The sequence below is a fragment of the Pseudomonas sp. AM14(2022) genome (assembly GCF_036346455.1).
Classification (GTDB): Bacteria; Pseudomonadota; Gammaproteobacteria; order Pseudomonadales; family Pseudomonadaceae; genus Aquipseudomonas; species Aquipseudomonas putida_A.
On record NZ_JAOTNY010000007.1, the window covers coordinates 281,361 to 308,356 of the forward strand.

Here is a 26,996-nt window from a genome sequence, read left to right on the forward strand (position 1 = left end):
GAAGTCCTTATGTCCCCGCCCCTGAGTAAACCGTTGGCACCCTCCTGGGTCAGCCGATTCAAGGAACAGAGCCTGGAGCGTGGCCGCCGCTACGCCCTGGAGAACCGGGTACGCATCGCGCAGGTGGGCGATGCGACCATCACCGCCAGTTGCGAAGGCTCTGGCGGTAACGTCTACCGTCAGACCATTCACTTGCGCGAGTCAGCCAAAGACACCCTGTTGCTGGTTGACGCCACCTGCACCTGCCCGGTGCGCAATAACTGCAAACACTGCGCCGCAGTACTCCTGCAAGTGCAGGAAACCCTCGAATACCCTGCCGCAGCGAAAGACGCCGAACTGCTGGAAAAACTCCAGGCCGTATTGGAGAACCGTAACCCCAAAGCGCCGCCGCAAGTGCTGGTGGACAACGTGCAACCGCTGCCGCGCCTGTGGCTGGCGAGTGTCGAGTTCAGCGCGTTCGAGCCGCGCAATGGCAAGATGCAGCGCTACATCCAGCATCGGGCGGCGCTGTCGTTCAGCTATCTGGATGAGTACATCAGCGGGCAGAAAAACAGCGACATTCTGATTCGCCAGGAAACCCAGACCCTGCGGATAAAACGCCATCCGGAAGTGGAGCAGTCCTACCGCGAGCAGTTAAGAATCCTCGGCTTTCGCATCGCCACCCGCCAGAGCAAAGCGCTGCCGGAAAGCGCCGGTGAGCTGTACGAGATGGTCAACGACAGCGCCTGGCTGACGTTCACCCTCAACGAACTGCCGAAGCTGCGCACCCAAGGTTGGGAATTGCAGATCGACGAGGAGTTCGGCTTCGACCTGACCGCCGTCGACGACTGGTACGCCACCGTCGAACAGGCGCCCGAGCGCGACTGGTTCGATCTGGAACTGGGGATCATCGTCAATGGTGAGCGCCTGAGCCTGCTGCCGATCCTGCTCAACCTGATGCGCTCGCACACGGAAATCCTCAACCCGGAGCGCCTGGCGCGGCGCCGCGATGACGAGCTGATTCTGGTCAATATTCCGCAACGCAACAGTGAGCACGGGCCGCTGCAAGTGGCGCTGCCCCTTGGCCGACTGAAACCGGTACTGGCAACGCTGGGCGAGTTCTACTTGCAGGAACCGGGCGAAACCACCCTGCGCTTGAGCAAGGCCGATGCCACACGCCTCAACTCGCTGGAAGGCATTCCCCTGCTGTGGGAAGGTGGCGAACAGATCCGCAGCTTCGCACAACGCCTGCGCGACATCCGCGACTATAGTGCACAAGCGCCGAAGGGCTTGAACGCGACGCTGCGTCCCTATCAGCTCGAAGGCTTGAGCTGGATGCAGTCCCTGCGTCAGCTTGAGGTCGGCGGGATTCTGGCGGACGACATGGGTCTGGGTAAAACCTTACAGACCCTGGCGCATATTCTCAGTGAGAAAAACGCCGGGCGTCTGGATCGACCGTGCATGGTGGCGATGCCCACCAGCCTGATCCCGAACTGGCTCGACGAAGCCGCGCACTTCACGCCGCAACTGAAAGTGGTCGCGCTGTACGGTGCCGGCCGCAAAAAGCATTTCGAGCATCTGGCCGACTTCGACCTGATCCTGACCACCTATGCACTGCTGCCCAAGGACGTCGAACGGCTGGCACAACAGCCGCTGCACGTTCTGGTGCTCGACGAAGCGCAGTACATCAAGAACCCTAACAGCAAGGCCGCGCAGGCCGCTCGCGAACTCAACGCGCGCCAGCGCCTGTGCCTGAGTGGCACACCGCTGGAAAACCACCTCGGCGAGTTGTGGTCGTTGTTCCACTTTTTGCTGCCGGGCTGGTTGGGCGATGTCAAAAGCTTCAATGCCGACTACCGCGTGCCGATCGAAAAACGCGCCAGCGAAGTCCGGCTGCAGCACCTCAATGGACGGATAAAGCCGTTTCTGCTGCGCCGCACCAAGGAACAGGTGGCCACCGAACTGCCGCCCAAAACCGAGATCATCCACTGGGTCGATCTCAATGAGGCGCAGCGCGACGTGTACGAAACCATGCGCCTGGCGATGGACAAGAAAGTCCGCGATGAGATCACTCGCAAAGGCGTGGCGCGCAGCCAGATCATCATTCTTGAAGCCCTGCTCAAGCTGCGTCAGGTCTGCTGCGATCTGCGCCTGGTCAACGACGCCACCCTGCCCGCCCGCGGCAGCAGCTCGGGTAAGCTCGACAGCCTGATGGAGATGCTCGAAGAGCTGTTTGAAGAAGGTCGGCGGATTCTATTGTTCTCGCAGTTCACCTCGATGCTGTCACTGATCGAGGACGAACTGAAGAAACGCAACGTGGCCTACGCCTTGTTGACTGGCCAGACCCGCGATCGGCGCACGCCGGTGAAGGAATTCCAGAGCGGCAAGCGTCAGATTTTTCTGATCAGCCTGAAGGCCGGCGGCGTCGGCCTGAACCTGACCGAAGCGGACACGGTGATCCATTACGATCCGTGGTGGAACCCGGCGACCGAGAACCAGGCAACCGACCGCGCCTATCGTATCGGCCAGGAGAAGCCGGTGTTCGTCTACAAGATGATTGCCCGGGGCACGGTGGAAGAGAAGATTCAGCACCTGCAGAAGGAAAAGTCTGACTTGGCAGCAGGCGTACTGGATGGGCGCAAGGCCGGGGACTGGAAACTGCAGAGCGATGATATTGAAGCGCTGTTTGCGCCGTTGCCGGACAAGTTCGACAAGCGTTGAGATGTGCAGTGTTTGCTAGATAGCTTTCGCGAGCAAGCCCGCTCCCACAGTTGGATCGCATTTCCCCTTGTGGGAGCGAGCCTGCTCGCGAACGGATCACCTCAGTTGAAGGTTCAAACTGAAGCTTACTGCCTGGAAGCGGGCAACGGCGCAAACAGCGCCTCGATGTCACTCTGCTCCAGCTTGAACCCACCTGTCGTACCCCCTTCCAGCACCGCCCCGGCCAGCGCAGCCTTCTCCTGCTGCAGCGCCTGGATTTTTTCCTCCACAGTACCTTTGGCAATCAACTTGTAAACAAACACCGGATTGTTCTGCCCGATACGATAAGCGCGATCAGTTGCCTGATTCTCCACTGCCGGATTCCACCACGGGTCGAAGTGGATCACCGTGTCCGCAGCCGTCAGGTTCAGACCAGTACCGCCAGCCTTGAGGCTGATGAGGAACAACGGCACCTTGCCGCCCTGGAAATTCTTGACTGGCGTGCGCCGGTCGGTGGTGTCGCCAGTCAGCAACGAATAACCGATAGCGCGCTGCTGCAACTCCTGCTCGATCAGCGCCAGCATCGAGGTGAACTGGGAGAACAGCAGGATGCGCCGACCTTCGCCGAGCAACTCTTCGAGCATCTCCATCAGGCTGATCAGCTTGCCGCTGCCCGAGCGCAATGCCTTCGCCGTGAGAGGCATGTTGATCAAGAGCAGATCGCAGCAGACCTGACGCAGCTTGAGCAAGGCATCAAGAATGATGATTTGACTGCGCGCCACACCACTGCGGGCAATTTCGTCGCGCACTTTTTTGTCCATCGCCACGCGCACCGTTTCATAGACGTCGCGCTGGCCGTCGCTGAGTTCAACCCAATGGATGATTTCGGTTTTCGGCGGCAGCTCAGTGGCGACCTGATCTTTCTTGCGACGCAGCAGAAACGGCTTGATGCGCGCCGTCAGGTGCTGCATGCGCTGGACATTGCCATGCTTCTCGATCGGTGTGCGGTAATCGCGGTTGAAGGATTTGCTGTCGCCCAGCCAGCCAGGCATGAGGAAATGAAACTGCGACCACAGCTCGCCGAGATGGTTTTCCAGTGGCGTGCCGCTCAGACACAAGCGCTGACGGGCCTGCAAGTCACGTGCGGCCTGCGCCGCTTTGCTCAGCGGGTTCTTGATGTTCTGCGCTTCGTCGAGAATCAGCACGCTCCACGACTGCGGCCGCAACGTTTCAAGATCCCTGGGCAGCAAGGCGTAAGTGGTCAGCACCAAGTCGTATTCGGCGAGGTTGGCGAAGTCTTTTTGCCGCCCGGCCCCATGCAGCGCCAGAACCTTCAACTGAGGCGTGAAGCGCTGAGCCTCGTCGAGCCAGTTGGGAATCAGGCTGGTCGGCATCACCGCCAGTGCCGGGCAATCGAGGCGACCGGCGTGCTTTTCCGTGAGCAGATGCGCCAGGGTCTGCAGGGTTTTGCCCAAGCCCATGTCATCGCCAAGAATGCCGCCGACCTCCAGCTCCCGCAGAGTCTGCATCCAGCCAAGGCCTTCGAGCTGATATGGGCGCAGTTGCGCATTAAGGCCGGCCGGCGCAGCAATATGGGTGTGACTGGAATTGTGCAGCCGCTTGGCAAACGTGCGCAGGCGTTCGCCGCCCTGCCATTCCAGTGGCATGCCATCGAGCATACTCAGGCGCGCGGCGTCTGGAGCAGTCAAGCGCAGCGCATCGCCCTGATGTCCGCCCAGGTACAGCTCGCCCAGTGTCGCCATCAGCGGTTTGACCCGACTCAGCGGCAACGCCACCTTGGCGCCTGCCGGGTCGCCAAAACCGCTGGGCTTAAGTTCGATCAGGAGTTTTTCGTCGTCGCTGCGTTGCGCCAGATTCACCGGGTCGAGCAAACGTGGCTGGGTGCGCAACAGATGCAGAAGGATCGGCAACAAGCTGTAGCGCTCGCCATTGACGACGATGCCCAGTTGCAGATCAAACCATTGATGCCCGGCCTCTTCTTCGACCTCCGCGTACCAGTGTTCGACCGGCTGCACATCGAAATGGAAGCCGGGACTGATTTCGATTTCCCAGTCCGCGGCGCGCAGTGTGGCAAGCCCTTCATGCATGAATCCGAGCCAGGCGGAATCATCCGGCAAGGTGAACATCTCGCCGAGACGATCCATAGCGCTCTTGCGCGTGGCTTTTTTGAAGCCGTGCTTTTGCAGGCTCTGGCGCAGCTTCTTTTCCATCGCAGGCTGGCGTCGAATGCGCTGGGTTTCAGTGCCATTGAGGATCATCACTTCCGGATTACGATCCACCGCCGGATGACCGTTGTAGGTAAACACCAGAGCGGCGCGGTGCTCCAGAACGTATTCCCAGCGCGAACGCTCCCGGCCGCTGACCAAGGTCAGTTGCGGCTGCGGAAACACGTCATCGATGATTCGTTCGGTGAGCTTGTGCGGCGGCGGGATTTTGGTCATCGCGCTCATGCGATGGCTGAACTGCATCGCCTGACGCGCCGGGATGTCTGGGGCGAGGGTCAAATGGCAGGCCAGTTTTTCTTCCAGCTCACTGAACAGAGGACCAACCTGTCGCTGCTCACGATCGAGGTAATAAAGCGGCTCCAGCGCCAGCACGGTTTCCTGCGCAGCCTCGGCACTGCTCCACTGGGCGCGGAACCCACCGTCGGCCTGCTCGGCCCAAGAGAACAGACCCATGCGTTTCGCGCCCGGCGTCAGTGGCTGCAAGTTTTCGAAGTCGAGGAACAGGCGCGAGGTGCGCAGGAGCATTTCCAGCAGTTCCGCGCCACTGCTGCCTTCCAGCGGATAGCCGCTGTAATAGGCGTGATGGGAATGCATGGCGACCAACAGCCTGGCGACGCGCAGATCCAGTTCGGACAGATAACCGGGCTGACGCATGAGCATGTCCGACAGCGAATACAGCGGTTTTATTTCGCGTAACTCGCCGCTCTTGAGCTGATAGACCTTGAAAATATCAAGCAACCACTTGCCGTTCGCAGACGTGGGTTTGAGTTTGTAAAACAGGCGCGCGCCCGCGGTTTGCGCCCCTTCGTCGACGGGCCTGGCCGGGACGGGGACTGTCGAAAGCCAATGCTCCAGCGCCCGACCCAAGGGGATCTGGGCGTCACTTTCGGACGTATCGTCGTCAATGCCCTGCAGGAGATAGAGCACCGCCGCGCAGTGCTTGCAATCAATCGCGACGGGGCAGGTGCATAAGCAACGCAAATTAACCGATCCCAGGCGATCATCGGACAGGTAGATGCTTTGTTCATACGCCTGAGTTTCCGAACCGACGCAGAACGCCTCGATTTTCCTGTCATCGATCTCGATGATCTCTACCCGATCATCGGCAGCATAAGCGCGGGCCTTGGCCAACGCCTTGCTACTGAATGCGTGAGTCCATGCCAGCCCTTTAAGCCGCTCGATGAAACTGCTCATGGACAGTCCTTAACTGGCCAACACCCGCGCCAACGTCGATTTCACCTTGCCCATCCCGTCATGCAGCGCCTGCTCGATCTCGGCCATGGTGATCACCGCCGTGGTCTTGCCCGCCGCCGGATTCACCACCAGCGCCAGGCAGGCGTAATCCAGATCCAGCTCACGGGCCAGTGCCGCTTCCGGCATGCCGGTCATGCCGACGATGTCGCAGCCATCGCGCTCCAGACGCACAATCTCGGCCACGGTTTCCAGACGCGGGCCCTGGGTGCAGGCATACACGCCCTGATCGCTGTATTCGCAACCTTCGGCAGCCAGCGCGGCGATCAGTTGCTGACGCAGCGACTCGCTGTAAGGGAAGCTGAAATCGATGTGGGTGACGTGCTCCAGATCATCGGCGAAAAACGTGTGTTCGCGACCGCTGGTGTAATCGACGATCTGGTGTGGCACACAGAAATGCCCGGTACCCATGGCCGGATGGATCCCGCCCACCGCGTTGACCGCGATGATCGCCTCGGCGCCGGCCTGCTTCAGCGCCCACAGGTTGGCGCGGTAGTTGACCTTGTGCGGCGGGAAACGATGGGGATGGCCGTGGCGGGCGAGGAACAAAACTTCCTTGCCGGCATATTCCCCGATCTGCACTTCAGCCGACGGCGAACCGTAAGGCGTATCCACCGCCAACGACTGACGAATGCTCAGGCCTTCGAGCTGGGTCAGGCCGGTGCCACCGATGATTGCGTAAACCGTCATAGCAAAAATCCTTAATCGATCAGTTGAGCGTCTTTGAGCGCGCCGATGGCGGTGAGCCAGCGCGGATCCTGACGGTAGTCGGTGCTGGCGAACGCCTGCCCGCGCATCCGCGCAATGCGTGCGGACGGCTTGACGCTCATCCGTTGCGCAGCACTCAGGGCCAGTTCGGCCGCAGCGCGGTCATTGCACACCAGGCCCATGTCGCAACCGGCAGTCAACGCGGCTTCGATCCGGCTGGCAGCGTCGCCGACCACGTGGGCGCCGGCCATCGAAAGGTCGTCGCTGAAGATCACGCCGTCAAACTGCAACTCGCCGCGCAGGATGTCCTGCAACCAGCGACGGGAGAACCCGGCCGGCTGCGAATCGACTTGCGGATAGATGACGTGCGCCGGCATGACCGCAGCGAGTTGCTTGCTGAGTCTGGCGAACGGTACGAGGTCGTTGGCGCGGATCTCGTCGAGACTGCGCTCGTCATTCGGGATCGCGACGTGGGAGTCGGCTTCGGCCCAACCGTGACCGGGGAAATGCTTGCCGGTAGCGGCCATGCCCGCGCTGTTCATGCCGCGGATGAAGGCGCCGGCGAGCAACGCTGCGCGCTCGGGATCCCCTTCGAACGAACGAGTGCCGACCACGGCGCTGCGCTGGTAATCCAGATCCAGCACCGGGGCGAAACTCAGGTCGAGGCCGACCGCCAACACTTCGGTGGCCATGACCCAGCCGCATTGTTCGGCGAGGTATTCGGCGTTCGGGTTGTCGGCGATGGCACGCATCGCGGGCAGGCGCACGAAGCCTTGACGCAGACGCTGCACCCGGCCGCCCTCCTGGTCGACCGCCAGCAGCAGATCCGGGCGAATGGCGCGGATCGCAGCACTCAGCTCGCGCACTTGGCGCGGGTGCTCGATGTTGCGCGCGAAAATGATCAGGCCGCCCACTTCGGGCTGGCGCAACAATTGGCGATCTTCGGCCGTCAGCCAGGTACCGGCGACGTCCACCATCAACGAGCCTTGCAGGCCAGCAGTCATAGAGATTCCTTGAAAACAAAAAAACCGATCTGCCAGAAATCGCTACCGTGAGCAATGCTCGGCAGGCCAATAATTTCTATGGAGATCGGGTTCAGAACGAGAGTCGGCATGGGCGGCTAGCTTAGCGGATACAAGCAGCCGCGCCCACCCGTGTGCGGTTAAACCTTGGCGGCCACCGGAGTCGACTTGCTGCGCGGGCGAAGCTGCGCAGTCGCCATCGCGGGGTCGGTGACACCGGTTTCGGCACGCATGCCGGCGGCAAGGAACGGCACCATCAGACGCATCACCTGTTCGATCGAGGTGTTGACGCCGAAATCGGTCTCGGCAATCGCGCGCAAGGCCTTGATCCCGGACATGCTGAACGCCGCAGCGCCGAGCATGAAGTGCACGCGCCAGAACAGCTCGATTGGCGGGATGCGCGGAGCCGCTTCGTTGACCAACAGCATGTAGCGGCGGAACACCTTACCGTACATGTCTTCCAGATAACGACGCAGGTGACCCTGGCTCTGGCTGAACGCCAAACCGAGCAAACGCATGAAGATCGACAGGTCGTTACCGCTGCGTGGCTGCACCACGAGCGCTTGCTCGACGAGGATTTCCAGCAACTCTTCAAGGGTCGGCTTGTTTTCAGGCTTGGCCTGGCGACGCTCCAGCTCTTTATCGAGGCTGATGCAGAATGGCCCGAGGAAGCGCGAGAAAACCGCCTGGATCAGCGCTTTCTTGGAGCCGAAATGATAGTTCACCGCCGCCAGGTTTACCCCGGCCTTGCTGGTGATCAAACGCAATGAGGTTTCAGCGAAACCTTTCTCCGCGAACAACTGCTCGGCAGCATCAAGAATGCGTTCAACGGTTTCCGACTGGGCCATGGCTACTCCGCCTGACAAACACTTGTTTGAAACATACGTTTCAGCCTGTGCCTTGTCAAGCCTGCCAGTTCGTTTTGGGAATGGTCGGTCAGCTATTTAACCACACTCGACCGGCGCATTAATAAGCACGGGAACCGACCGTCCGGCGGGCTGCAAAAAAACGGGCATTGCCAAGACCGCTTCACTGTATATAATCCCAGTCACTGTATAAAAAGACAGAGCGATCAATATGCTAAAGCTGACGCCACGCCAAGCCGAGATTCTGGCCTTTATCAAACGCTGCCTCGAAGACAACGGCTACCCGCCAACCCGCGCGGAAATCGCTCAGGAACTGGGTTTCAAGTCGCCCAACGCGGCGGAAGAACACCTCAAGGCCCTCGCCCGCAAAGGTGCAATCGAAATGACCCCGGGCGCCTCCCGCGGCATTCGCATCCCCGGTTTCGAAGCCAAGGCTGACGACTCTACCCTGCCGATCATTGGCCGGGTCGCTGCCGGCGCACCGATCCTCGCCCAGCAGCACATCGAAGAGTCCTGCAACATCAATCCTGCGTTCTTTCACCCACGGGCCGATTACCTGTTGCGCGTACACGGCATGAGCATGAAGGACATCGGCATTTTCGACGGTGACCTGCTGGCGGTTCACACCACCCGCGAAGCACGCAATGGCCAGGTGGTGGTTGCACGGATCGGCGATGAAGTGACGGTCAAGCGCTTCAAGCGCGAAGGCAGCAAAGTCTGGCTTATTGCCGAAAACCCTGAGTTCGCCCCCATCGAAGTCGACCTGAAAGATCAGGAACTGGTGATCGAAGGCTTGAGTGTCGGCGTAATCCGCCGCTAAAGGAGGCTTTATGCAGTTCCCACACACACCCCAGCAAACACAACTGCCTCTATTCGAAGCGTTTCTGGCACAACCGATGGCACCGATCCTGAAAGATGTGGTCGAGCGCCCATGGATTGCCGAACCGGAAGTATTCAGTGAGCTGTCACTGCGCGGTGCGGCCGGGAACTGCCTGAACCTGCTGGCCCCGATCCTTCGCGAACTGAGCGAGGATCAGGATGCACGCTGGCTGACGCTGATCGCCCCTCCAGCCAGCCTGACCCAGATCTGGCTGCGAGAGGCCGGCCTGAACCGTGAACGCATTCTGCTACTGCAACCTCGCGGTGCGCAAAGCGCTCAGCAACTGGCCTGCGAAGCACTGCGCCTGGGTCGTAGCCATACGGTGGTAACCTGGCTCAATCCGCTGAACACAAGTTCACGGCAACAACTGATCAGCGCAGCCCGCACGGGCGACGCTCAGAGCCTGAACATTCGATTGGGTTGACTCACTTGTAACGCGCGCTGTGTGAAGCGCAGGGCTTCTCCAGGGACAGAGAAGCCGATCTGATGTTGCAGCGGCAAGCGCCGACAGGCGGATCTCAGTGAAGAACCCGCGGCCCTTCTTCCTTATCAAATTCGCCTTCGACCATACGGCCGGCCATCTGTACGCCAACGCTCAACATCGCTTTCGCGATTTCCACATGCTGGCCTTGCAGGAATGCTTTAGCATCCTCGGAGAAATCCAGCGTCACCAGAGAACCCTCGTCCTCAGCCCTGCGCAGTTCGATTCGGCCGTCTGGTAACTCGACAATTTCTAGAAAGGACGTTGGCATATAGGTCTGTTCTCCACGAAAGGCAGGGATTATATAGACATCATTCGGGCTTCGCTCGGGATCTTGACCAGCAGCATGTTTCAGATTGCCACCGTGTCAATTGTCCTCAGCATTCGTTCAAGCCTTCGCGAAAGCGGATTGCCAAGCCCTTGAGATTCTGCCGCCAGCTCTCCAGCTCTTCCCGACTCAACTCCTGCGGCGCCTCTTCTTCATCGAGATTAATGGCCTGAATCAATGGCTGTGTCACATCGCCCTTGGGCTTGTGTGGCACCCGTGGCGGCTGGAACAACGCTGAGTGCGCCGCCAGCAATTTCGCCAGCCAGGTTTCAGGGTTACCAGCCAGCTCAACCATCTCGGCCAGTTCCGGGATCGCAATCGATTCCAGGACTTCGCGAGTCAGCAACGCTTCTGCTCGCGATGCATTGGCCTGAGGCAGACGATAAAAACCGGCGATCTCGTGACACAGGCCCAGAAGCGCGCCATCCAGGTGAAACAATGCTGATTCGCGGCCAGCCTGAATCAGCGCCAACGAATTCATCGCCCGCCCCTCTTCGGCGCGAGCCAGAGCCTCCAGCGACAGGCCGGCGAAATAGATCTTCTGATTGGTGCGGGTATAGAGTTCGTGCGCCATGCCGGCAGTCTCCACAGCGAAATAATTGCGTCACACAGACCCGACAGTGTCGTGGATCAGCCGATCCCACCGCAAGCACAAAACAAAAAGGCCGCATGAAAACCCGAGAGTCATCATGCGGCCTTTTGTGGATCAGGCTAACGCTTACTCAGCCTTGGCTTTCGTGCGCTTGTCTTCAACAGTCCACTTGCCACCGTCGTAGAACGCTTTCCAGCCGGTAGGCTTGCCGTCGACCTCGGTCTGCACATATTGCTCCTTGGTCTTGCGGCTGTAACGGATTACTGCCGGCAGACCATCAGGATCCTTCTGCGGTGCTTCGCAGAGGAAGTGGTACTTCGGATCGATCTCATCCTTGTGCGGCAGAATCTCGATCACCAGCGGAGCACGGGTCTCGCGGTTTTTCGGGAACTGGCTGGCCGCCAGGAACAGACCGGAAGCACCGTCGCGCAGAATGTAGGTGTCGTTGACCTTCTCGCATTTCAGCTCAGGCATCTTCACCGGATCCATCTTCGGCGGCGCCGCGTCACCGCTCTTGAGCAGTTTGCGGGTGTTCTTGCAGGTCGGGTTGGTGCAACCGAAGAACTTGCCGAAACGGCCAGTCTTGAGCTGCATCTCGCTGCCGCACTTGTCGCATTCCAGGCTCGGACCTTCGTAGCCCTTGATGCGGTAGTTGCCCTCTTCGATTTCATAGCCGGCACAATCCGGGTTGTTACCGCAGATGTGCAGTTTGCGCTTCTCGTCGAGCAGGTAGGCATCCATCGCGGTGCTGCAGATCGGGCAGCGATGCTTGCCGCGCAGCACCAGCGACTCCGACTCGCCCTCGTCGTCCGCAGCGATCTCGTCGCCCGGCACCAGGTTGACGGTGGCCTTGCAGCGCTCTTTTGGTGGCAGGCTGTAACCCGAGCAACCGAGGAACACGCCGGTCGATGCCGTACGGATCTGCATCGGACGACCGCACGTGGTGCACGGAATGTCAGTCATGACCGGCTGGTTGGCACGCATGCCGCTTTCCGGGTTCTCGGCCACTTCGAGCTTCTTCTTGAAGTCGCCGTAGAACTCGTCCAGCACGTTTTTCCAGTCGCGCTCGCCCTGAGCCACATCATCGAGGTTCTCTTCCATGCCGGCGGTGAAGCCGTAGTCCATGAGGTTCGAGAAGCTCTCCGACAGACGCTCGGTGACGATATCGCCCATCTTTTCCGAGTAGAAACGACGGTTGTGCAGGGTCACGTAGCCGCGATCCTGAATGGTCGAAATGATCGCTGCATAGGTCGAAGGACGACCGATGCCGCGTTTTTCCATTTCTTTCACCAGGCTGGCTTCCGAGTAACGGGCCGGCGGTTTGGTGAAGTGCTGCGACGGATCGAGCTTGATCAGCTTCATCGCATCGCCCTGCGCCATGTCCGGCAGAACATCGTCATCGCCAGGCTTGGTGATTTGCGGCAGAACGCGGGTGTAACCGTCGAACTTGAGGATGCGGCCTTTGGCACGCAGCTCGAAGTCGCCAGCGGCAACGCTGACGGTGGTCGACAGATATTGCGCCGGCAGCATCTGGCAAGCGAGGAACTGGCGCCAGATCAACTCGTAGAGGCGCTCAGCATCACGCTCCATGCCTGCAAGCTTGCTTGGCGTGGTGTTGGCATCGGAAGGGCGAATCGCTTCGTGAGCCTCTTGTGCGCCTTCTTTGCTGCTGTAAACGTTCGGCGTTTCCGGCAGGTACTTCTTGCCGAACTCGTCCTCGATATAGGTACGCGCCATCGCCACGGCATCGGCCGAGAGGTTGGTCGAGTCGGTACGCATATAAGTGATGTAGCCGGCTTCGTACAGACGCTGGGCCATCATCATGGTTTTCTTCACGCCGAAGCCCAAGCGGTTGCTCGCGGCCTGTTGCAGGGTGGACGTGATGAACGGCGCCGACGGCTTGCTGCTGGTCGGCTTGTCTTCGCGCTTGACGATGCTGTAGCTGGAGGACTTGAGCTTCTCCAGCGCGGCTGTGGCCTGAGCTTCGTTTAGCGGTTTGAAGGCTTCACCCTTCTCGCGCGCCACTTCGAAACGTACGGTCGAACCCTTGGCGGTGCCAAGATCAGCGTGCACTTCCCAGTACTCTTCCGGGTTGAATGCACGGATCTCGCGCTCACGCTCCACCACCAGTTTCACGGCAACCGATTGCACGCGACCGGCTGACAGGCCACGGGCGATTTTGGCCCACAGCAGCGGCGAGACCATGTAACCCACAACGCGGTCGAGGAAACGACGCGCCTGTTGGGCATTTACACGATCGATGTCCAGCTCGCCCGGCTCGGAGAAGGCTTCCTGAATCGCCTTCTTGGTGATTTCGTTGAACACCACGCGCTTGTAGCGGCTGTCGTCACCACCGATGGCTTCGCGCAGGTGCCAGGCAATGGCTTCCCCCTCGCGATCCAAGTCGGTTGCGAGATAGATGGTGTCAGCATCCTTGGCGAGCCGGCGCAGCTCTTCGATGACCTTCTCTTTGCCCGGGAGGATCTCGTACTGGGCTTTCCAGCCATGCTCCGGATCGACACCCATGCGCGAGACCAGTTGCTTGCGCGCTTTCTCTTTCGGCGTGAGCACCGGCCCCTCGCCCGCGGCAGCCTTGCCGCGCTTGGCGGCTGGCTCTTTGCTGGCGCTAGCCGAACCGCTGGTGGGCAGGTCTCGGATATGGCCGATACTCGACTTCACCACGTATTGGTTGCCCAGATACTTGTTGATGGTCTTGGCCTTAGCCGGGGATTCCACAATGACCAGCGATTTGCCCATGGATCAGAAAATTCCTGAATTCTAGAAGTGAAAGGCGGTTGGCGCCTGACGCGGCACCGCTATATATAGTGGCTACAAGGTGAGGTCAAGCACAGGGTTCCGTGCGCACTCGCCTTATGCCTTGGAAAAAAGGCTCGGTTCGGCGTGCACCAAAGCAAAGCGTGGCACCTGCTCGCCGTCAACCTCGACCGACTCGACGAACATGCTCAAAGGGCGTACCCAAAAGCCGTAATCGCCATACAGGGCTTGGTAAAACACCACTTCCTCTTCGGTCTCGGAGTGCCGCGCAACACTGAATACGCGGTACTGCGGACCTTTGTAATGTTGGTAGAGCCCAGGTTGTATCGGCATGCTTCGGCCCTCACTCAAATTTTTTCAAAATAAATACAAAAATAAATCCGCAAAAACAAAAACCGGGGCACTGGGCCCCGGCTTCCATCGACGAGACGCTTAAACGCGTTCGAAGACGGTGGAGATGCCTTGGCCGAGACCAATGCACATAGTGGCCACCCCAAAGGTGCCGCTATTCTGCTTCATCACGTTCAGCAAGGTGCCGGAAATACGGGCACCGGAGCAACCGAACGGGTGACCCAGGGCGATCGCGCCGCCGTGCAGGTTAACCTTCTCGTTCATCTTGTCGAGCACTTTCAGATCTTTCAGCACTGGCAGGGCCTGTGCAGCGAAAGCTTCGTTGAGCTCGAAGAAGTCGATATCGTTGATGCCAAGGCCCGCACGCTTCAGGGCTTTTTGTGTCGCCGGCACTGGACCATAGCCCATGATCGCCGGATCCACACCCGCCACTGCCATCGAACGGATCACGGCCATCGGCTGGATCCCCAGATCCTGTGCACGCTGCGCCGACATCACGATCATGCACGAAGCACCATCGGTGATCTGCGACGAAGTACCGGCTGTCACGGTGCCGCCTTTTGGATTGAAGGCAGGTTTGAGGGCCGCCAGACTTTCCAGGGTGGTTTCCGGACGAATGGTTTCGTCGTAGTCGAACAGCTTCAGGAAGCCGTTTTCGTCGTAGCCCTGCATCGGGATGATTTCGTCTTTGAACTTGCCTTCCACCGTCGCTTTATGGGCGAGTTGGTGGGAGCGCACGCCAAAGGCATCCTGCTGCTCACGAGTGATGCCGTGCATCTTGCCGAGCATTTCTGCGGTCAGACCCATCATGCCCGAGGCTTTCGCCGCGTACAGCGACATGTGCGGGTTCGGATCGACACCGTGCATCATGCTCACGTGGCCCATATGCTCGACGCCGCCAACCACGAATACGTCACCGTTGCCGGTCATGATCGCTTGCGCTGCAGTGTGCAGGGCGCTCATCGACGAGCCGCACAGACGGCTGACGGTCTGGCCGGCCGAGGTGTGCGGAATCTGGGTCATCAGCGACGCCATGCGCGCGATGTTCCAGCCCTGCTCCAGGGTCTGGTTCACACAGCCCCAAATCACGTCCTCGACTTCAGCAGGATCAACCTTGCTGTTGCGTTCCAGCAGTTTGCTGATCAGGTGCGCCGACATGTCTTCGGCGCGGGTGTTGCGGTGCATGCCGCCCTTGGAGCGGCCCATCGGAGTACGACCGAAGTCGACAATCACGACGTCTCTAGGATTCAAGCTCATAAGTTCACTCTCACTCTAGTTGGGGTCGCTTAACCGAAGAAGCTCTGGCCGTTTTTGGCCATTTCGCGCAGCTTCGCGGTCGGGTGGTACAGCGCGCCCAAATCAGCGTACTGGTCAGCCAAGGCAACGAACTCGGCCACACCGATCGAATCGATGTAGCGCAGCGCACCGCCACGGAATGGAGGGAAACCGATACCGTAGACCAGACCCATGTCGGCTTCGGCGGCGGTTTCAACGATGCCGTCTTCCAGGCAGCGCACGGTTTCCAGGCACAGCGGGATCATCATCCAGTTGATGATGTCTTCGTCAGTGACTTCGCGCTGCTCGTAAACGATCGGCTTGAGCACTTCCAGCACCGACGGATCGGCAACCTTCTTCTGCTTGCCTTTCTTGTCGGCTTCGTAGGCGTAGAAGCCCTTGCCGTTCTTCTGGCCCAGACGCTTGGCTTCGTAAAGCACGTCGATGGCCGAACGACGGTCATCCTTCATGCGATCCGGGAAACCTTCAGCCATCACGTCACGACCGTGGTGACCGGTGTCGATGCCGACCACGTCCATCAGGTACGCCGGGCCCATCGGCCAGCCGAATTTTTCCATGACTTTATCGATGCGGACGAAATCCACACCAGCGCTGACCAGCTTGGCGAAACCGCCGAAGTATGGGAACAGAACGCGGTTGACCAGGAAGCCCGGGCAGTCGTTGACGACGATCGGGTTCTTGCCCATTTTCTTGGCGTAGGCAACGGTTGTGGCAATCGCCAGCTCGCTGGACTTCTCGCCACGGATCACTTCCACCAGCGGCATCATGTGCACCGGGTTGAAGAAGTGCATGCCGACGAAGTTTTCCGGGCGCTTGAGGGCCTTGGCCAGCAAGCTGATGGAAATCGTCGAGGTGTTGGACGCGAGGATGGTGTCCTCTTTGACCTTGTCTTCGACTTCAGCCAGCACAGCTTGCTTGACCTTCGGGTTCTCGACCACGGCTTCAACAACCAGATCGACGTGACCGAAGTCACCGTATGACAGGGTCGGACGAATACCGTTGAGCACTTCAGCCATTTTCGCGGCGGTCATGCGGCCTTTGTCAACGCGACCAACCAGCAGTTTGGCGGCTTCGGCCAGCCCCTGCTCGATACCGTGCTCGTTGATGTCCTTCATCAGGATCGGCGTACCTTTGGAGGCCGACTGATAGGCGATACCGCCACCCATGATGCCGGCGCCCAGTACGGCAGCCTGCTTCACGTCCTTGGCGATTTCGTCGTAGGCCTTGGCCTTTTTCTTCAGCTCCTGATCGTTCAGGAACAGACCGATCAAGCTCTGCGCGGCAGAGGTCTTGGCCAGTTTGACGAAACCGGCGGCTTCGACTTCCAGCGCCTTGTCACGACCGAAGTTCGCGGCTTTCTGGATGGTCTTGATGGCTTCAACCGGCGCCGGGTAGTTCGGGCCAGCTTGCCCTGCCACGAAACCTTTGGCGGTTTCGAAAGCCATCATCTGTTCAATGGCGTTCAACTTGAGTTTTTCAAGTTTTGGCTGACGCTTGGCCTTGTAATCGAACTCGCCGGAGATGGCGCGCTTGATCAGTTCAAGGGCAGCTTCCTGCAACTTCTCTGGAGCAACCACGGCGTCGACGGCGCTGACTTTCAGCGCATCTTCAGGACGGTTTTCCTTGCCGGCGGCAATCCATTCGATGGCGTTATCGACGCCAATCAGGCGCGGCAGACGCACGGTGCCGCCGAAGCCTGGGTAGATGCCCAGTTTGACTTCCGGCAGACCGATCTTGGCCTTGGTCGACATGACGCGGTAGTCCGCCGCCAGGCACATTTCCAGACCGCCACCCAGGGCGATGCCGTTGATCGCGGCCACGGTCGGAACGTTGAGGTCTTCGAAATCGCTGAAGATCTTGTTGGCTTCGAGATTGCCAGCAACCAGCTCGGCATCCGGCAGCTTGAAGTTGTCGACAAATTCGGTGATGTCGGCGCCGACGATGAACACGTCCTTGCCACTGCTGACGATCACGCCCTTGATCGAAGCATCTGCCTTGATGGTGTCCACGGCCTGACGCAGTTCGTTCAGGGTAAGACGGTTGAACTTGTTGACGGACTCACCCTTGAGGTCGAATTTCAATTCGACGATGCCACTTTCAAGAGCTTTAACCGTGATGGCTTTACCTTCGTAAATCATCAACTGATCTCCACGATATGGAAGCTGAACAGTACACGTCGGACGCAGGTAAATGGCTCGGCAGGACGCTTTTTCGTCGATGCTGACGCCAATCCACCCGGCACACCCGCCAACGCGATAGTCGGGATTCTGTAGGAGCAGTCTGTAAGACAAACGCTCAATTCATACGCCCGTTTGATTTGGGTACGTCACCTTCACGGAATTTCCAACAATTGTCAATCGCCCAAAATACGGGTTGAAATGCGACTTTGTGGTCATTTCCGTTGCACACAGATCCGCAACACGCAGCTGCATGCAAAGCCATTCATAGAATCAATAGTTAGAAAAGTCGCCCTAATTCCCGGCGAGCCTTGTCTAACAGGCTACGCTGGCTGGACTACAGGGAGAATCGCTGACCGCGAAAAGCCAAGGCAGCGATAAAAACAGTTACCGGCCTGCCTGGCCACCCCGCCCGATGAATCATGTCGGGCTTTTTATTGCTCGTCTGCCGGACGCTCCCCACCCTTGCAGTGGGAAAAGTCCGCGAGTCAGGCCAGCGCTTTCAGAGTCGCGTCAATATCCTGCAAAACCGTGGCTTCGCCCTTCTCGCCCCAGTACAGCGCGATCATCTGCTTGTCGGCCTCGACCTTGAACACGTTGCCCGGCAACTTTTCGAAATGATCGAGCAGCAACCGGTCCTCGCAGACTTCCTGCCACTGATTGACCCATACCCCCGGCGATTTCTGCCAGTAGGTCCAGCACGCCGGCTGAGTGCCACGCCGTGGCCGATGATATTGCGCGCACGGGCTGGGCGGCTCCTGAGACAGCCAGTGCGGCCACTCCTGAGGCGCCAGCTGCATGGCCAGCCCGATGCGTCGCGCCTCCATGCGCAGGGCCATCCGGCCGCTCTGCACGCGCGACGGGCGCAACCACGCCAGTGGACTCAAAACCACCAGCAGGATTGACACCACCAACCAGACCGTCATATCTCTACTCCCGACTTAAGGTGAGCGCATTGTGTCACTTTGGAACCAATGCGCTTGAAACCAGCCATACTTAACAATATTGAACCGTCACGAGGAGCACCTCATGCCCTACAACCATATCCTGGTCGCCGTAGACCTGACCGAAGAGTGCGACCCTGTGATTCACCGCGCCCGCGAGCTGTCGGCGAGCAATGGCGCCAAGCTGTCGCTGGTTCATATCGTCGAACCGATGGCGATGGCCTTTGGCGGCGACGTGCCGATGGATCTGTCACAACTGCAACAGCAGCAGTTCGATCAGGCCAAGGAGCGACTTGAACGCCTGAAAGCCAAATACGCCGAACTTGAGGGCGCCAATTGCCACCTGACCTATGGCCAGCCACGCCAGGAAATCCATCATTTCGCCAAGGAAAACACTTGCGATCTTATCGTGGTCGGCAGCCATGGTCGTCATGGTCTGGCGCTGTTACTGGGCTCCACGGCCAATGACGTGCTGCACGGCGCGCCTTGCGATGTGCTCGCGGTGCACCTGATCAAACGCTGAAACACAAAGACCTGTGGGAGCGGGCTTGCTCGCGAAGGCGTCGGCACATTCAACATTGACGCTACATGACATACCGCTTTCGCGAGCAAGCCCGCTCCCACATTGAATCTTCACCGATATCCGTATATGAAAAGCCCGGCGCTCATCACTGAACGCCGGGCTTTTTCATGACCGGATCAATCAGGCATCCAGCTCGGCCCAACGCTCCACCAGTGCATCCAGCTCAGCCTGCAACTGCTCCAGCGAAGCAATCACCTTGGCCGTTTCTGCTGGCGGACGCTGATAAAAACCGGCCTCGGCCATCTCAGCCTCGACGGCAGCGATCTGCTGCTCCTTGGCATCGATGTCGCCCGGCAACGCTTCCAGTTCGCGCTGCAGCTTGTAGCTCAATTTTTTCTTTGCAGCCGGCGCGGCAGCGACAGGTGCAGCCACCACGGCGGGCTCAGCGGTGACCACCGCCGAATTCAGGTCAGCCTTGCCCGACTTGCTCTCGGTCACGCCCAGCAGGCGCGGCGAACCGCCCTGACGGATCCAGTCCTGATAGCCGCCGACGTATTCACGCACCTTGCCTTCACCTTCGAAGACCAGGGTGCTGGTGACCACGTTGTCGAGGAACGCCCGGTCGTGACTGACCATCAGCACAGTGCCGTTAAAGGTCAGCAGCACTTCTTCGAGCAGCTCGAGGGTTTCCACGTCGAGGTCGTTGGTCGGTTCGTCGAGGACCAGCAGGTTCGCCGGTTTGCTGAACAGTTTGGCCAGCAGCAAACGCGCACGCTCGCCACCGGACAGCGCCTTGACCGGCGTGCGCGCACGCTGCGGGCTGAACAGGAAGTCACCGAGGTAGCTCAGAACGTGGCGGCTCTGGCCGTCGATATCGATGAAATCGCGACCTTCGGCGACGTTGTCGATCACGGTCTTTTCCAGATCCAGCTGATGGCGCAACTGGTCGAAGTAGGCCACATCGATGCGCGTGCCCTCTTCCACCTTGCCACTGGTCGGTTGCAGACCGTTGAGCATCAGCTTCAGCAGGGTGGTCTTGCCGGTACCGTTGGCGCCGAGCAGACCGATACGGTCGCCGCGCTGCAGGACCATCGAGAAGTCCTTGATCAGGTACGGGCCATCCGGGTGATGGAAGCTGACATTCTCCAACACCATCACTTGCTTGCCGGACTTGTCGGCGGTTTCCAGCTGGATATTCGCCTTGCCGGTACGCTCGCGACGCTCACTGCGCTCGACTCGCAGGGCTTTAAGGGCGCGAACGCGACCTTCGTTGCGGGTACGCCGGGCCTTGATGCCCTGACGGATCCACACTTCTTCCTGAGCCAGACGCTTGTCGAACAGCGCGTTGGCGGTTTCTTCAGCGGCCAGCGCGGCTTCTTTGTGCACCAGGAAGCTGGCGTAGTCGCCGTTCCAGTCGATCAGGCCGCCGCGATCCAGTTCGAGGATGCGCGTGGCAAGGTTCTGCAGGAAAGAACGGTCGTGCGTGATGAACAGCACGGCGCCCTGGAAATCCTTCAGGGCTTCTTCAAGCCAGGCAATCGCACCGATGTCCAAGTGGTTGGTCGGTTCGTCGAGCAGCAGCAGATCCGGTTCCGAGACCAGCGCCTGCGCCAGCAGCACGCGACGGCGCCAGCCGCCGGACAACTCGGCGAGGGTCTTGTCGGCCGGCAGTTGCAGGCGGCTCAGAGTGCTGTCGACCAGGGTCTGCAAGCGCCAGCCGTCACGGGCTTCGAGGTCATGCTGAACGTGCATCAGCTTGTCCAGATCGGCGTCGGTAACGATGTTCTGGCTCAGGTGATGATATTCGGCGAGCAAGGCGCCAACGCCGTCGAGGCCTTCGGCAACCACGTCGAATACGGTCCGCCCGTCGGCCACCGGCAATTCTTGCGGCAATTCACCGATTTTCAGACCGGGGGCACGCCACACCGAGCCGTCATCGGGCTTCTGGTCGCCCTTGACCAGTTTCATCATGCTGGATTTGCCAGTGCCGTTGCGGCCGATGATGCACACCCGCTCACCACGGGCGATCTGCCAGGACACCTTGTCCAACAACGGCATCGCGCCGAATGCAAGGGACACATCGCTGAATTTGAGCAGGGTCATGAGCTTCTCCAAAAACCGGGCGCGCATTCTACCTGAGTTAGGCCCTCAGCAGGCCGGCAATTTGTCTGCCGAAGCACTCTGCACAACATTTGTTGCGAACTTGTGCTGCAAGACCGGCAAAGCTTTCGCCCGTTGCTGGCAAAAGGCTAAGCTACAGACAATTCAGTGCTGGCCGCGGCCGGTGCTTGTCATGATTTCTCTGCCCGGATGTCTCATGCGCAGTCGCCTTTTCAGTGTCTTGTCCTGTTTGCTACTTACCGCCGCTGCCGCTCAATCCGCCCAGGCGGTGGACCTGTCCACCCAACGCCAATATTACGATGAAGCCAAACGCGCCTTGGCCAAGGGCGATACCGGCCCGTACTTCCGTTATAGCCAGGCCCTCGCCGATTACCCGCTGGAACCGTACCTGGCCTACGACGAACTGACCGCGCGTCTGAAAACCGCGAGCAACGCCGAAATCGAGAAGTTCCTCGCCGAGCACGGCGACCTGCCCCAGGCCAACTGGATGAAGCTGCGCTGGTTGCGCTGGCTCGCCGACCGTGGCGACTGGGCTACTTTCACCAAATATTACGACCCTAAACTCAACTTCACCGAACTGGACTGCCTCAATGCGCAGTTCCAGATCAGCAGCGGCCACAAGGCCGAGGGCTATGCCAACGCCGACAAACTGTGGCTGACCGGTAAATCGCAACCGGCTGCCTGTGACGGGCTGTTCGGGATCTGGGCCGCCGACGGTCAGTTGACCGAACAGAAACGCTGGGAACGCACCAAACTCGCCGCCCAGGCACGCAACTATCCATTGGCCAACAGTCTGGTCAACGGCCTGACCACCCTCGCCCCGCGCGGTCGGCTGCTGGTAGATGTGGCGCAGAAACCCGAGCTGCTCAATCAGCCGTCGCGCTTCACCCCGGCCGACGAGCCGATGTCCGACGTGGTCAGCCTCGGCCTGCGCCGCCTCGCCCGTCAGGATCCGGACAAGGCCATGGCCCTGCTCGACGGATACGCCAGCAGCATGCATTTCTCCCGTGACGAGAAAGTCGCGATTGCCCGGGAAATCGGCCTGACCCTGGCCCGGCGTTTCGACAGCCGCGCGCTGGACGTGATGACCAAATACGATCCGGAACTGCGTGACAACACCGTGTCCGAATGGCGCCTGCGTTTGCTGCTGCGACTGGCACGCTGGGACGATGCGTATCAGTTGACTCGTCGTCTGCCACAGGATCTGGCGACCACCAACCGCTGGCGTTACTGGCAGGCCCGCAGCCTGGAACTGGCGCAACCGCAGAACCCGGAAGCGCAGACCCTGTACAAGAATCTGGCGAAGGAACGCGACTTTTACGGTTTCCTCGCTGCCGACCGCTCGCAACTGCCTTACTCGCTGATGAACAAGCCGCTGGTACTCAGTCAGGCCACCATCAACAAGGTGCGCAACACTCCCGGCGTGCGGCGCGCGCTGGAATTCCATGCGCGCGGGCAGATCGTTGACGGTCGCCGCGAGTGGTATCACGTCAGTCGCCATTTCAATCGTGACGAAATGGTCGCTCAGGCCAAACTGGCCTACGACCTGAAATGGTATTTCCCGGCCATCCGCACCATCAGTCAGGCGCAATACTGGGACGACCTGGATATCCGCTTCCCAATGGCCCACCGCGACACTCTGGTGCGTGAAGCCAAGACGCGCGGCCTGCATTCGAGCTGGGTGTTCGCCATCACCCGCCAGGAAAGTGCCTTCATGGACGATGCCCGCTCCGGGGTCGGCGCCAGCGGCCTGATGCAGTTGATGCCCGGCACCGCCAAGGAAACCGCGCGCAAGTTCAGCATCCCGCTGGCCTCGCCGCAGCAAGTGCTCGATCCGGACAAGAACATCCAGCTCGGCGCCGCTTACCTGAGCCAGGTGCACAGCCAGTTCAACGGCAACCGCGTCCTGGCCTCCGCCGCCTACAACGCCGGCCCCGGCCGCGTGCGCCAGTGGCTGCGCGGCGCCGATCACCTGAGCTTCGACGTGTGGGTGGAAAGCATCCCGTTCGACGAAACCCGCCAGTACGTGCAAAACGTGCTGTCATACTCGGTGATCTACGGGCAGAAGCTCAATTCGCCGCAGCCGCTGGTGGACTGGCATGAGCGGTATTTCGACGATCAATGACAGGTGCTGAATACCTGAAATGAAAAATGCCCGCATCAATCGATGCGGGCATTTTTTTGTCGTCAGCAAAGGCCTGCGCCAGTTCTAAACCGCCACGGCGTGCCCATCATTGAACTGCAGCGCCGCCAACCGGGCATACAGCGGATTGCTTACGATCAGTTCCTGATGGGTACCGATGGCCACTAGGCTACCCTGATCCATCACCGCGATCCGGTCGGCGTTTTTCACTGTGGCCAGGCGATGCGCGATTACCAATGTGGTGCGATTTTGCATCAGGCTTGGCAACGCTTCCTGAATCAAGTGTTCGCTCTGCGCATCGAGGGCGCTGGTGGCTTCGTCCAGCAGCAGAATCGGCGCATCCACCAGCAACGCGCGGGCAATCGCCAGGCGTTGACGCTGGCCGCCGGAAAGTCCGAGGCCGGCGTCCCCCAAGTGGGTCTGATAGCCATTGGGCATCTTCTCGATGAAGTCATGGGCGTGGGCAATTCTTGCCGCTTCCTTGACCTGTTCCAGCGTCGCATCTGCATTGCCGTAACGAATATTCTCTTCGACGCTGCCGAAAAACAGCGCAGGCGATTGCGAGACCAGGGCGAAATTGCGCCGCAGATCCAGCGGGTCGAGGCTGGTCAGCGGCACACCATCTATCAGGATCCGGCCTTCAAGCGGGTCGTAGAAGCGCAACAGCAAGTCATACACCGTGGACTTGCCGGCCCCGGATGGCCCGACAAGGGCCAGGGTCTCGCCGGCCCTGATGGTCAGGCTCAAGCCGTTGACGGCGTAGCTGTCCGGACGTGACGGGTAGGAGAAACGCACATTCTGCAATTGCAGCTCGCCCTTGATCCGTTCTGGCAATGTCACCAGTCCGATGCTCGGTGGCTGGATGATGTTTTGCGAACTGAGCAGTTCCGCAATGCGCTCAGCGGCACCCGCCGCACGCTGCAACTCGCCGATGACTTCACTCAACGTGCCGATCGCACTGCCGACGATCAGGCTGTAGAAAACGAACGCTGCCAGCTCACCACCGGTAATGCGCCCTGCAATCACGTCCATGCCGCCGACCCACAACATCACCGCTACCGCGCCGAGCACCAGCACGATCACCACGGTGATCATCCAGGAGCGCTGAAAGATGCGCTTGCGCGCGGTATCGAACGCGTCCTCGACCGTCGTGGCAAAACGCCGCTCGTCCTGCACCTGATGGTTGTAGGCCTGCACGGTCTTGATCTGGCCAAGGGTCTCGGAAACATAGCTGCCGATGTCGGCGACCCGATCCTGGCTCAACCGCGACAGATTGCGCACGCGCCGACCGAAAATCAGAATCGGCGCGACCACGAACGGCAAGGCAATCACCACGATGCTGGTGAGTTTCGGGTTGGTGATAAACAGCAGGACCACCCCGCCGATCACCATCAACAGGTTGCGCAAAAACATCGACAGTGACGAGCCGATCACCGATTGCAGCAACGTGGTGTCGGCAGTCAGTCGGGACTGGATCTCCGAACTGCGGTTGTTTTCATAAAACCCGGGATGCAGGTACACCAGATGGTTGAACACCTCGCGCCGGATATCCGCCACACAGCGCTCACCGATCCACGACACCCAGTAAAAACGCGCGAACGTGCCGACTGCCAGGCCCAGCACCATCAGCATGAAGATACCGATGCTCTGGTTCAGTTGGTGCGGCGACTGCGTCATGAAGCCCCGATCGACCAGCAATTTGATCCCCTGCCCCATCGACAAAGTCACGGCCGCGGTGACGATCAGCGCCAGCAGCGCAGCGCCGACTTGCCAACGATAAGGCGCCAGAAACCGGCTGGTCAGACTCAGCGCTCGACGGTGCCGGGAAGAAAGCTTCGAGATCATTCAGGTACACATCCGTGTTGGTGAAAGGGCTAGCCTAAACCTTCTATGGGGCGGAACTCTGTAAATCACAATGAGTCAGGTTAAATATGCCCCCAAAGACTAGGCCATAGTTGCTATCGGTCTAATGTCCCGGTTGAGACGAGCGGTCATTTCTGTTGGACTGGAGGTGCCGCTTTTGACAGACCCAAGGGTGTTGTCACAGCCTAGTCACGTGGCGGTTTTAATCTACGTGCACAACCTGATGAGGAGACAGGCCATGTCCTTGCAACACAGCAGCGATGACAAGATTCAAGTGATCCGCACCAAGCCCGGCCAACCTCTGGGTTGCTCGATTATCGACAAGGATGGGCGTGAAGTACCGATCACTGAAGACATGATCCAGGACGCGTGCCGCGAACTGGAGAAGCGATTGGTCAAGCCTGCCGAACAAAAGTGATATAGCCACCGTCTTCCTGACCCGGCCCCTGTTTGGCCGGGTTTTTTCTGCCTGCCGTTCTCTTCTGTTCTGTGTAGGAGCTGCCGAAGGCTGCGATCTTTTGACTTTGTTTTTCAAAGGCAAGATCAAAAGATCGCAGCCTCCGGCAGCTCCTACAGGATCTTCAGACAGCCACCGCCCCCAGCGCCGCCACAATCTGTTGCAACTGCGGCGAATCACCGTTGATCCGCACCTTCAGCCCCTCGATCTCGCGTCGTACCGGATACTGCTTGCGCAACACATCGAAGGCCGCACGCTGTTCAGTGACATTGCCTACAAGACTCCGGCGAAAATCCGCGTCATCGCGGCGTGGGTCGTACACCCCGCGGCACAACATCGCCAGCGCCCAGGCCGGATCGCTGTCGGCGTGCAGGGTCACTTCTGACAGCCACGGTGCCGGCAGCAGGTCACTGAGCTGGATGCTCGGCGGCTGACCGATAAATTCGCAATAAGCCTGATAGATCTGCGCCGTCCCGCGCTGTTTGCCATCGAGGCTGTAACCGGCAATGTGCGGCGTGGCGAGCACGCAGAGTTCGGCGAGGGCGACATCGACTTCAGGCTCGGCTTCCCAGACGTCGAGCACCGCTTGCAGGTCTTCACGCGCAAGCAGCACTTTGCGCAACGCAGCGTTATCCACCACCGGGCCACGCGCGGCATTGATCAGCCAGGTGCCGGGTTGGAGCTGTTGCAAACGCTGTTCGTCAAACAGATGCCAGGTCGCGCCCTCGCCGGTGCGCGTCAGCGGCGTGTGCAGGCTGATCACGTCGCACTGCTCGATGATCTGCTCGAGGCTGACGTAATCGCCGCCCTCGGCTGCCTGACGCGGCGGATCGCAAACTTTGACATTCCAGCCCAGGCCCTTGAGGACCTTGATCAACCGGCCGCCGACTTCACCGGCACCGATGACGCCGTAAGTACGTTGTGGCAGATCTACGCCTTCAATTTCCGCCAAAGTCATCAGGCTGCCAAGCACGTAATCGACCACGCCCCGCGCATTGCAACCAGGCGCGCTGGACCAGCTGATGCCGGCCTCGTTGAAATAATCGAGATCCAGATGATCGGTACCAATGGTGCAGGTGCCGACGAAACGCACTTTGCTGCCTTCGAGCAACGCGCGGTTGACGTTGGTCACCGAGCGCACCAGCAACACATCGGCCTGCTCGACCGTTGCACGATCGATGGAACGGCCCGGCACCCGGCGGATCTTGCCGAAACCGGCAAAAAAGGCATCGAGCAGCGGAATATTTTCGTCGGCAACAATCAGCATGGCGGGCTCCTTGAGGGGATCGGCAG

Annotated in this window: 20 protein-coding genes; 6 read left to right on the plus strand and 14 right to left on the minus strand. The window is 59.7% G+C overall.

The genetic code is table 11. From position 1 onward, the window contains the following. Positions 1-9: 9 nt before the first annotated feature. A complete protein-coding gene (locus V3W27_RS16575; protein ID WP_330207085.1) occupies positions 10-2,700 on the plus strand; it encodes a DEAD/DEAH box helicase in 2,691 nt (896 codons plus the stop codon). A gap of 125 nt (positions 2,701-2,825) precedes the next feature. Here the strand turns inward: V3W27_RS16575 and V3W27_RS16580 are convergent, their stop codons facing one another. From V3W27_RS16580 to V3W27_RS16595, 4 genes are all read right to left on the minus strand, one after another. Beyond that, positions 2,826-6,119, minus strand: coding sequence for a DEAD/DEAH box helicase (locus V3W27_RS16580; protein ID WP_330207086.1), 3,294 nt, complete (start codon positions 6,117-6,119; stop codon positions 2,826-2,828). 9 nt (positions 6,120-6,128) lie between these two features. Continuing rightward, a complete protein-coding gene (locus tag V3W27_RS16585) occupies positions 6,129-6,866 on the minus strand; it encodes an S-methyl-5'-thioinosine phosphorylase (RefSeq protein WP_247269271.1) in 738 nt (245 codons plus the stop codon). An 11-nt stretch (positions 6,867-6,877) separates the two neighbouring features. Further along, the gene (gene nagZ / locus V3W27_RS16590; protein ID WP_330207087.1) at positions 6,878-7,888 is read right to left on the minus strand and encodes a beta-N-acetylhexosaminidase; all 1,011 of its coding nucleotides are present in this window, start codon (positions 7,886-7,888) and stop codon (positions 6,878-6,880) included. 158 nt (positions 7,889-8,046) lie between these two features. Then, positions 8,047-8,754: a TetR/AcrR family transcriptional regulator gene (locus V3W27_RS16595; protein ID WP_007961819.1), complete on the minus strand. Its 708-nt coding sequence runs from the start codon at positions 8,752-8,754 to the stop codon at positions 8,047-8,049. 229 nt (positions 8,755-8,983) lie between these two features. On the opposite strand from V3W27_RS16595, the gene lexA reads away from it, so the two are divergent. Both lexA and sulA read left to right on the plus strand, forming a co-directional pair. After that, positions 8,984-9,592, plus strand: a complete 609-nt coding sequence (gene lexA, locus V3W27_RS16600; protein ID WP_003226590.1) for a transcriptional repressor LexA — start codon at positions 8,984-8,986, stop codon at positions 9,590-9,592. 10 nt (positions 9,593-9,602) lie between these two features. Beyond that, on the plus strand, positions 9,603-10,076 hold the full coding sequence (gene sulA, locus V3W27_RS16605; protein WP_003226591.1) for an SOS-induced cell division inhibitor SulA: 474 nt from the start codon (positions 9,603-9,605) through the stop codon (positions 10,074-10,076). Between the two features lie 94 nt (positions 10,077-10,170). Here sulA and V3W27_RS16610 read toward each other — a convergent pair whose 3' ends face one another. The 7 genes from V3W27_RS16610 to V3W27_RS16640 all read right to left on the minus strand — a co-directional run bounded on the left by V3W27_RS16610 (position 10,171) and on the right by V3W27_RS16640 (position 18,578). Then, complete coding sequence (locus V3W27_RS16610) at positions 10,171-10,404, minus strand: hypothetical protein (RefSeq protein ID WP_003226592.1); 234 nt, start codon at positions 10,402-10,404, stop codon at positions 10,171-10,173. A 106-nt stretch (positions 10,405-10,510) separates the two neighbouring features. Then, the gene (locus V3W27_RS16615) at positions 10,511-11,035 is read right to left on the minus strand and encodes a DUF6586 family protein (RefSeq protein WP_330207088.1); all 525 of its coding nucleotides are present in this window, start codon (positions 11,033-11,035) and stop codon (positions 10,511-10,513) included. A 144-nt stretch (positions 11,036-11,179) separates the two neighbouring features. Continuing rightward, the gene (gene topA / locus V3W27_RS16620; RefSeq protein WP_095140031.1) at positions 11,180-13,810 is read right to left on the minus strand and encodes a type I DNA topoisomerase; all 2,631 of its coding nucleotides are present in this window, start codon (positions 13,808-13,810) and stop codon (positions 11,180-11,182) included. 114 nt (positions 13,811-13,924) lie between these two features. Continuing rightward, on the minus strand, positions 13,925-14,161 hold the full coding sequence (locus V3W27_RS16625) for a DUF1653 domain-containing protein (protein ID WP_027611446.1): 237 nt from the start codon (positions 14,159-14,161) through the stop codon (positions 13,925-13,927). Positions 14,162-14,260: 99 nt separating this feature from the next. Beyond that, positions 14,261-15,436: an acetyl-CoA C-acyltransferase FadA gene (fadA, locus tag V3W27_RS16630; RefSeq protein ID WP_102356365.1), complete on the minus strand. Its 1,176-nt coding sequence runs from the start codon at positions 15,434-15,436 to the stop codon at positions 14,261-14,263. A 29-nt stretch (positions 15,437-15,465) separates the two neighbouring features. Then, positions 15,466-17,613, minus strand: coding sequence for a fatty acid oxidation complex subunit alpha FadB (gene fadB / locus V3W27_RS16635; RefSeq protein ID WP_024013640.1), 2,148 nt, complete (start codon positions 17,611-17,613; stop codon positions 15,466-15,468). Between the two features lie 527 nt (positions 17,614-18,140). Further along, positions 18,141-18,578: a hypothetical protein gene (locus tag V3W27_RS16640; protein ID WP_027611444.1), complete on the minus strand. Its 438-nt coding sequence runs from the start codon at positions 18,576-18,578 to the stop codon at positions 18,141-18,143. A 103-nt stretch (positions 18,579-18,681) separates the two neighbouring features. On the opposite strand from V3W27_RS16640, the gene V3W27_RS16645 reads away from it, so the two are divergent. Continuing rightward, complete coding sequence (locus V3W27_RS16645; protein ID WP_330207089.1) at positions 18,682-19,119, plus strand: universal stress protein; 438 nt, start codon at positions 18,682-18,684, stop codon at positions 19,117-19,119. Positions 19,120-19,299: 180 nt separating this feature from the next. Here V3W27_RS16645 and V3W27_RS16650 read toward each other — a convergent pair whose 3' ends face one another. Beyond that, entirely contained in the window at positions 19,300-21,222 is a 1,923-nt protein-coding gene (locus tag V3W27_RS16650; RefSeq protein WP_166497692.1) for an ATP-binding cassette domain-containing protein, read from the minus strand. Between the two features lie 214 nt (positions 21,223-21,436). On the opposite strand from V3W27_RS16650, the gene V3W27_RS16655 reads away from it, so the two are divergent. After that, positions 21,437-23,365, plus strand: coding sequence for a transglycosylase SLT domain-containing protein (locus V3W27_RS16655; RefSeq protein WP_027611441.1), 1,929 nt, complete (start codon positions 21,437-21,439; stop codon positions 23,363-23,365). 84 nt (positions 23,366-23,449) lie between these two features. On the opposite strand, the gene V3W27_RS16660 is transcribed toward V3W27_RS16655, so the two are convergent. Next, a complete protein-coding gene (locus V3W27_RS16660) occupies positions 23,450-25,228 on the minus strand; it encodes an ABC transporter transmembrane domain-containing protein (RefSeq protein ID WP_027611440.1) in 1,779 nt (592 codons plus the stop codon). 256 nt (positions 25,229-25,484) lie between these two features. Here V3W27_RS16660 and V3W27_RS16665 point away from each other — a divergent pair, with 256 nt between their 5' ends. Beyond that, positions 25,485-25,664: a PA1571 family protein gene (locus tag V3W27_RS16665; protein WP_027611439.1), complete on the plus strand. Its 180-nt coding sequence runs from the start codon at positions 25,485-25,487 to the stop codon at positions 25,662-25,664. 163 nt (positions 25,665-25,827) lie between these two features. Here the strand turns inward: V3W27_RS16665 and pdxB are convergent, their stop codons facing one another. After that, positions 25,828-26,970, minus strand: a complete 1,143-nt coding sequence (pdxB, locus tag V3W27_RS16670; RefSeq protein ID WP_330207090.1) for a 4-phosphoerythronate dehydrogenase PdxB — start codon at positions 26,968-26,970, stop codon at positions 25,828-25,830. Positions 26,971-26,996 lie beyond the last annotated feature (26 nt).